4 protein-coding genes and 1 pseudogene are annotated in these 6,881 nt (G+C 69.1%); all 5 read right to left on the bottom strand.

The window, feature by feature from the left end; genetic code table 11:
- Positions 1 to 168, bottom strand: a pseudogene (locus FGF04_RS24555) (IS5/IS1182 family transposase); the annotation flags it as partial.
- A gap of 769 nt (positions 169 to 937) precedes the next feature.
- Positions 938 to 4,309, bottom strand: coding sequence for an RHS repeat-associated core domain-containing protein (locus tag FGF04_RS24550; protein ID WP_149513428.1), 3,372 nt, complete (start codon positions 4,307 to 4,309; stop codon positions 938 to 940).
- A gap of 201 nt (positions 4,310 to 4,510) precedes the next feature.
- Positions 4,511 to 4,936, bottom strand: a complete 426-nt coding sequence (locus tag FGF04_RS24545; RefSeq protein ID WP_149513427.1) for an aggregation-promoting factor C-terminal-like domain-containing protein — start codon at positions 4,934 to 4,936, stop codon at positions 4,511 to 4,513.
- 308 nt (positions 4,937 to 5,244) lie between these two features.
- Complete coding sequence (locus FGF04_RS24540; protein ID WP_149513828.1) at positions 5,245 to 6,087, bottom strand: ECF transporter S component; 843 nt, start codon at positions 6,085 to 6,087, stop codon at positions 5,245 to 5,247.
- On the bottom strand, positions 6,084 to 6,881 hold a 798-nt coding region (locus FGF04_RS24535), incomplete at its 5' end, for an energy-coupling factor ABC transporter ATP-binding protein (RefSeq protein ID WP_149513827.1). The genes FGF04_RS24535 and FGF04_RS24540, both read right to left, overlap by 4 nt.

Here is a 6,881-nt window from a genome sequence, read left to right as displayed (position 1 = left end):
GACCAGCAGGACCCGGTCCTCCAGCGGCAGGCTCCACGGCCGTCCCTTGCGCACCGGGTCCGCCCCCTCCCGCCGCAACGCGGTGATCAGCTTGCCGAACTGGCGCGGGCTCAGGCCGGTGAACGGGCCTATCCAGGAGGGCTCCGACGCCGTGATCACACCAGACACAGCAAGATTATCTCACCCGTGACCGGCAGTTACGGGACAACCCTTAGCCAGGAGCTGGCTGAACTGGCGCCAAGCCCTCCCATAAGGTTCCGTTCATGAAGCCATCCGCACGGTCTTCCTTGCTTCCTCCAAGGAGGGCGGATCCGGTGGCTGCGCCAGATCCGGTGCCAAGGCCTCCCAGTATTACCGCGCCCGCCGCGCATCCGATCACTGTGGAGCACAGTGCGGCAGCAGATGCGAGACCCAGAACGCCCCCGGCGAAACCTCCAAGCCCTTCACCGATGTCGGGCAATCCGAACAGACCCGTGGGATCGATGTTGTTGACGGGATCACCGCTTGCGTAGAGGTAGGGGTTCTTCTCCTGGCCGGAAGGATCGGGCTAGGCACGGCCGGAGGCAGTAACGGCTCGGTCAGGATGCCTATTTTCGCGGCAAAGACGGCGTCAGCAGAACGGGTACTCTGCGGGCAGAACCATGGTTCCGCCCGCAGAGCACCCTATTTGATCAGCTCTTCACGGAACTTCGGACGAGTCCGAGGCACACGGCCTGAAGTGGCGCTTAGCGGCCGGAACGCTGAGAGAATGCGGCGATGAGCAGTCCCGCGACAGCGCCTGCGGCCCCAAAAATCACGGCAGCGCTAAGCACGGTGCCGTCGAGAAGGCCGCTTGCAGTGGCCACGGCCCCGAGTATTGCTGCGACAACAGCTGTGCCGATGGCTGATGTCATAAATCGAACTGCCGGACTCATTTCGCCTCCAGGCCCGTCATCCATCATCCGAAAAGCAGGGAACTGACCGGTCCCGCGAGCCCGCCCGTCAGCCCTCCGAGCGTTCCGTTCACTCGCTCAGCCTGAGTACCTCCGGCGATGGTCGCTCCTGCAGCCCCCGCGCCCGCGCCCCAGAGGCCAGATGTAACGACTCCCGCGACTACACAGCCGACACCGGCTGTGCCGGCGCAGGCCACGGCGACAGTAGCAACAGCTGCAGCGCCCGCCACTGTGCCCGCCACGATGCCGACAGTATCGGCGAACGAGAACAGTCCGGTGGGGTCGATGCGGTTGACCGGGTCGCCTTCGGCGTAGAGGTAGGGGTTCTTTTCCTGGCCGGAGGGGTCGGGCTGGGTGAAGCGGCCGATGTTGGGGTCGTAGTAGCGGGCTCCGAGGTGGTACATGCCGGTGGGGTCCTGGTGGCCGCCGGTGAAGCGGTAGGGCTGGGAGAGGCCGGCCTTCTCGGTGGTGGCGGCGCGGGTGACGCCGCGAGGGCTGTAGACGTACGTGTTCACCTTCGTGCCGGACTCGTCGGTGAGCGCGACCACGGAGCCGAGGGCGTCGGTGAGGTAGTAGTACGCCTTGCCGCTGCGGGTCATGGAATTCAGCGTGCCCCCGGGTTCGCGAACAAATCCCGTGTCCACACCGGCAGTCGTCTCGGCCGCCAGGCCGATGGGACCGGGGTGGAAGTAGGTGTCGCCCAGACGGTGACGCTCGCTGGAGTCGGTGGAGCCGTACTCGCCGGGGTAGGTCTTGCCGCCGACGGCGAGGGACGTGAGCTGCGAGAAGTCCGACCACGTCTCGGCCGTGCGGGTCTCCTCCGGGGTGGAGGCGCCCGCGGTCTCGTTGCCGGCCTTGTCGTAGGACCAGTTGGTGGTGGAGCCGTTCTTCGACGTCAGCTGCGAGGCGTCGTCGTAGGTGTAGGTCGTGCCCCGGGGGCAGCCGGGCTCGACGCCCTGCGAAGTGAGGTTGCCTGCGGCGTCGTAGCAGTACTGCCAGGACGAGTTGAGCGTGGTGCCCTTCTCCTCCTTGGCGTAGGAGAAGCGGCCCGCGCTGTCGTAGCTGTAGGTCGTCTTCATCCCCGAGACCACGTCCGTGCTGGTCCGGATCTTCGATCCGTCCTTGCCGGCGTTGGAGTAGCTGTAGGCGAGACTGACCAGGGTGCCCTTGGACGAGGTGGCCTTGATCGTCTTGGGGCGGCCCGACTCGTCCGGGTCGATCGTCTGGACGGTGCCGCCGGGGTAGGCGGTCTCGGTGCGCGTGTCGTTCTCGTTGTGCTTGTACGTCGTCAGGCGATCCTGGGGGTCCTTGAGGGACTTGAGGCGGTTGGCCTCGTCCCAGGTGTAGTCGACCACGCCCTGGGGGTCGGTGTAGGTGTCGACGTTGCCGGCCGGCGTGTAGGCCAGCACGGTCTGGGAGCCGTCCTGCAGGGTGCGGACCCGCTCACGGGAGAGCGGGTCGAAGTCGTACGTGATGGTCCCGATGTCGTCGGTGCGCTGCTTGAGGTTGCCGTCACCGTCGTAGGAGTAGGTGACGGTCGTGTGGGTGGTGGAGACTTCCTTGACGCGGTCGCGGTTGTCGTAGGTGTAGACGCTCGTGATGCCGCGGCCGTCGACGGCCGTCTCCGTGCGCCCCAGTGCGTCGTAGGTGTAGGTGGCCGGGTTCGCGTTCAGCGGCGCGGGCGGGGTGACCTTCTTGAGGTTGCCCTTGGTGTCGTACTCGAACGAGGTCACCTTGGAACGGGCGTCCTTGGCCGTGCAGCGCTGGCCCTCGAAGCCGCCGCACGTGGGGGTGGACGGGTTGTAGGTGAAGGAGCGGGTGCCGCCGCCCGTTCCGGTCACTGCCACCGACTTGGTGTTGCCGGCCGTGTCGTACGTGTAGTCCGACTTCTCGCCGTCGGCCGTGGTCATGCTGCCGGGCAGGTCGGCTCCGGAGATCGTCTGGTAGCCGGTGACGGACGAGGTGGCGCCGGTGGGCAGGGTGGCGCCGGTGGGGTTGTTGCGCGCGTCCCACCCGTACGTGGTGACGTTGCCGCCCACGCCGTTCACGCCCATGGCGTCGGTGGCCGTGTCGATGTTGTTGTTCGCGTCGTAGGTGCGTGGGCGGGAGTGGCCCAGCGCGTCGGTGACCTTGGAGACCCTGGCCTTGTTGTCGTGCTCGTACTTCGTGGCGTGGCTCTCCGGGTCGGTCGCCGTGGTGGTGCCCGCCGCGAACGGGTCGGTGGCACTGTAGGCGTAGCGGTAGGTGGGCCCGGTGTGGCCGGAGCCGTTGAACTCGGTGGCGCGCAGCATGCTGGTGACGCGGTTGGCCGCGTCGTAGGTGAAGACGGTGACCCGGCCCTCGGGTGTCGTGATCTTCGTCAGGCGCCGGGAGGAGTCGTAGTCGAAGACAGTGGCCTTGCCCTCGGTGTCCGTCGTCTTCGCGAGGTCGCCGGCGGGGTTGAGGTCGAAGACCGCGGTGCGGCCGGTGTGGTCCTTGGCCTGCCACTGCGAGGCGTCCGTCTTCAGCAGGTCGACGCTGCGGCCGGAGCGGGTCTCGGTGAGCTTGAAGCCCTTGTGCTCGGTGCCCTCGTCGTGCTGGTCGACGGTGATGACGCCCTTGTTCTTGTCCGTGACCTTCGTCAGCGTCCCGTGCTCGTCGTACGTGTCCTTCGAGCCCGACTTGCGGTCGGTCAGGGTGAAGGTGCCGTCCGCGTTCGCCTTCAGGTCTTTGGAGTACCCGGTGGGCGTCTTGAACGTGCCGTCGGCGTTCTTCGCGAACGTCCACGACGCGCCGGTGGAGTCGTAGTGCACGAACTGCGTGTCACTGATCTGCGCGTAACGCTCGTACGTCTGCCACCAGCGCTGGGAGACCTTGCCCCAGGGGGCGTCCAACGAGTTGTAGGTGCGGGCGAGTTGGAGCTTCTGCCCGACGCCCGCGACGTCGAAGTCGGTGGCGGCCAGCATCAGGTTGCCGGTGGAGTAGTCGATCCGCGCCACCAGGGAGTCGGTGACACGGACGTCCGTGATCTGGTGCCAGGAGACGTCACCCTGGCCCTCGGGTACGTAGACCGCCGCGGCCGCTCTGCCTGCCGTGCCGACGCGCGCGCCCTTGCCGGTGGTCGAGGTCGCGCGTTCCTTCTGTGCCTTGCGCCAGGCCTCCCGCTCTGGCGACAGGGGCGCCTCGGCCACCGGCTCGGCCGGCTTCGTCTCGCCTACCTTCACCGCCGGCGGGGTGACCTTGCCGGTGTCCTTGCCCCACGCGGAGCCCGCCGGATCGGCGGCGGGTGCAGCCAGGGCCGGTACGGCGCCCGCGGCCAGCGACAGCACCGCAAGGGCCGCCACGAGACCGCGTCTTGCATGGAAATGGGCATGACTGTGTGCACGCAAATGCGGCATTTCCCCCCCAGGGAAAAGTAGACCCAGTGACCCCTTCGGTCACTGGGCGTACGCAGCATTCACCACACAGGCATCGAACGTTTGGCCGTGCCCTCAAATAAATTTCCTATGTCCGGAAGACAAGCCAAAGGGGCGGCTACTTTCGGACATGGGGTTTGTGCCAGGAAACGGCCGCTTCGCCTCCGAAAGGGCCGAGCCGGCTCAGTACCAGCCGTTGGCCTGCCAGAAGTTCCATGCGCCGACCGGGCTGCCGTAGCGGGAGTTCATGTAGTCCAGGCCCCACTCGATCTGGGTCTTCGCGTTCGTCTTCCAGTCGGAGCCCGCGGAGGCCATCTTCGAGCCCGGCAGGGCCTGCACCAGGCCGTAGGCGCCGGAGGAGGCGTTCGTGGCGTCGACGTCCCAGCCGCTCTCGTGCTCGACGATCTTCGAGAACGCCTTGTACTGGGCGTCGTCGTGGATCATCTGCTGCGCGATCGTCCTGGCCGACGCGGAGGAGGTCGCCGTGGGGGCGGCGGCCTGGGCGGGACCCGCCGCGAGGACCATGCCGGCGGTGGCGGCCGCCACGGCGGCGCCGGTGAGGGCCTTCTTCGGGGTGGCGATCAGACGGATGCGGGCGGAGAAGGGCACGGAGAACCTTTTCTACGGGGACGGGGAGGTCGCTCGTACGCCCTGAGTGCCGACTCTGGTGTCCGGCCCTGGCGTGCGGCGGCGCCGAGGCCCTGCGGGGCACGTCGGCGCCTTGCGACTCCTCCAATGAAGCAGGCCCGCCAGCTGTCCGCAATGACCCCTTTTGCTAGTTGTGGTCGTATTCAACGAACAAGGTCCCTCTGTGATGTGGCTCTCAATCCGCAGGTCAGAGGCTGTTAGTGCATGGGCATGACAGGCTCACTTCCTACGATCGCGCCTAGTTGAGGACCAAGGTCCTGTGGGGCGCCTCACGGGCGGGGTGTGACGGGCGCCGCATCTTCCGGCCCCTCGAACGTGACCGGCGTCTCGAAAGCCGCCCGCCGCGTCGCCCGGCGCAGCGCCTTGAGCACCGTCGCGCCCAGGGTGAGCGTCAGCACGACCGTCACCGTCGCCCGGCCCAGGTCCCAGCCCAGCGAGGTGGCCAGGCAGTACGCCACGAAACGCGCCAGGTTGGTGGGCACCGCGTCCTGCGCGTCGAAGGCGACGCTCGACGCCAGCGCGTCCATGAAGGGCCAGCCGGCCAGGTTCATGAACGTGCCGTACGCGAACGCCGCGACGAAGCCGTACGCCGCGAGCATCGCCAGCTCGCCCCTGCCGCGCAGCCGGTCGGGGCCTGGCAGCAGTCCCGCGCCCATCGTGAACCAGCCCATGGAGAGCATCTGGAACGGCATCCACGGCCCGACCCCGCCCGTGAGCAGCGCGGACGCGAACATCGTGACCGACCCCAGCACGAAGCCGAACCCCGGGCCCAGCACCCGCCCGCTCAGCACCATCAGGAAGAACATCGGCTCGATGCCCGCCGTGCCGGCGCCGATCGGCCGCAGCGCCGCCCCGGTCGCGGCCAGCACCCCGAGCATGGCCACCGCCTTGGGGCCGAGGCCCGACTCGGAGATCGTCGCCGCGACCACCCCGACCAGCAGCACCAGCAGCCCGGCGAACAGCCAGGGCGCGTCCTTCGCGTGGGCGCCCACCTGTGAGTCCGGATCGCCGAAGAACGGCCAGGTGAGCGCGGCCAGACCGATCGCCCCGACCAGGACCAGCGCGGCGACGGAACGCGGGCCCAGCCGGACGGGCCGCGCCTGGGGGGTCACAGACGCACCCCTTCGGTCCGCCCCGGTCCGCCCAGCGCCCCGCGCACCTGCGCCACGGTCAGCCACTTCTGCGGCGCGAGGACCTTGGTGACCTGCGGCGCGAAGGACGGGGACGCGACGACGACCTCGGCCGTCGCTCCGTCGGCCACCGGCTCGCCGTCGGCGAGGATCACGACCCGGTGCGAGAGCTCGGCGGCCAGCTCGACGTCGTGAGTGGCCAGGACGATGGCGTGGCCCTCGGCCGCCAGCGTCCGCAACAGGGTGACCAGCCGCGACTTGGCCGCGTAGTCGAGGCCGCGGGTCGGCTCGTCGAGGAGGATCAGGGGCGGCCGGGCCGTCAGGACGACCGCCAGGGCCAGGGTGAGCCGCTGGCCCTCGGAGAGGTCGCGCGGGTGCGTGCCGTCCGCGATGCCCGGCAGCAGCTCGGACACCAGCGCCCGGCAGGTGCCCGGCGCGGCGCCCGCGTCGGCGTCCGCCGCCGCGCACTCGCCCGCCACCGTGTCCGCGTACAGCAGGTCCCGGGGCTCCTGCGGTACGAGGCCGACGTGGCGGATCAGCTCTCCGGGCGCCGTGCGGTGGGGCCGGAGCCCGCCCACGCGGACCGAGCCCGCCGACGGCGGGACGAGGCCGACCAGGGCCGAGAGCAGCGTCGACTTGCCGGCGCCGTTGCGGCCCATGAGCGCGACGGTCTCGCCGGGGGCGACGGTCAGGTCGACGTCGTGCAGCACCTCGGTGCGGCCCCGGCGGACGGCGAGGCCAGTGACCGGCCCCGGCGGACGGCGAGGCCAGTGACC

The sequence above is a fragment of the Streptomyces apricus genome (assembly GCF_008369065.1).
Classification (GTDB): Bacteria; Actinomycetota; Actinomycetes; order Streptomycetales; family Streptomycetaceae; genus Streptomyces; species Streptomyces apricus.
Note: the sequence above shows the minus strand (reverse complement) of the source record. Positions and strands in the feature narration are given on the sequence as shown.

Coding starts and splice junctions, on each gene's coding strand:
- FGF04_RS24550 (WP_149513428.1), bottom strand. CDS start 4,309: ATGCCGCATTTGCGTGCACACAGTCATGCCCATTTCCATGCAAGACGC.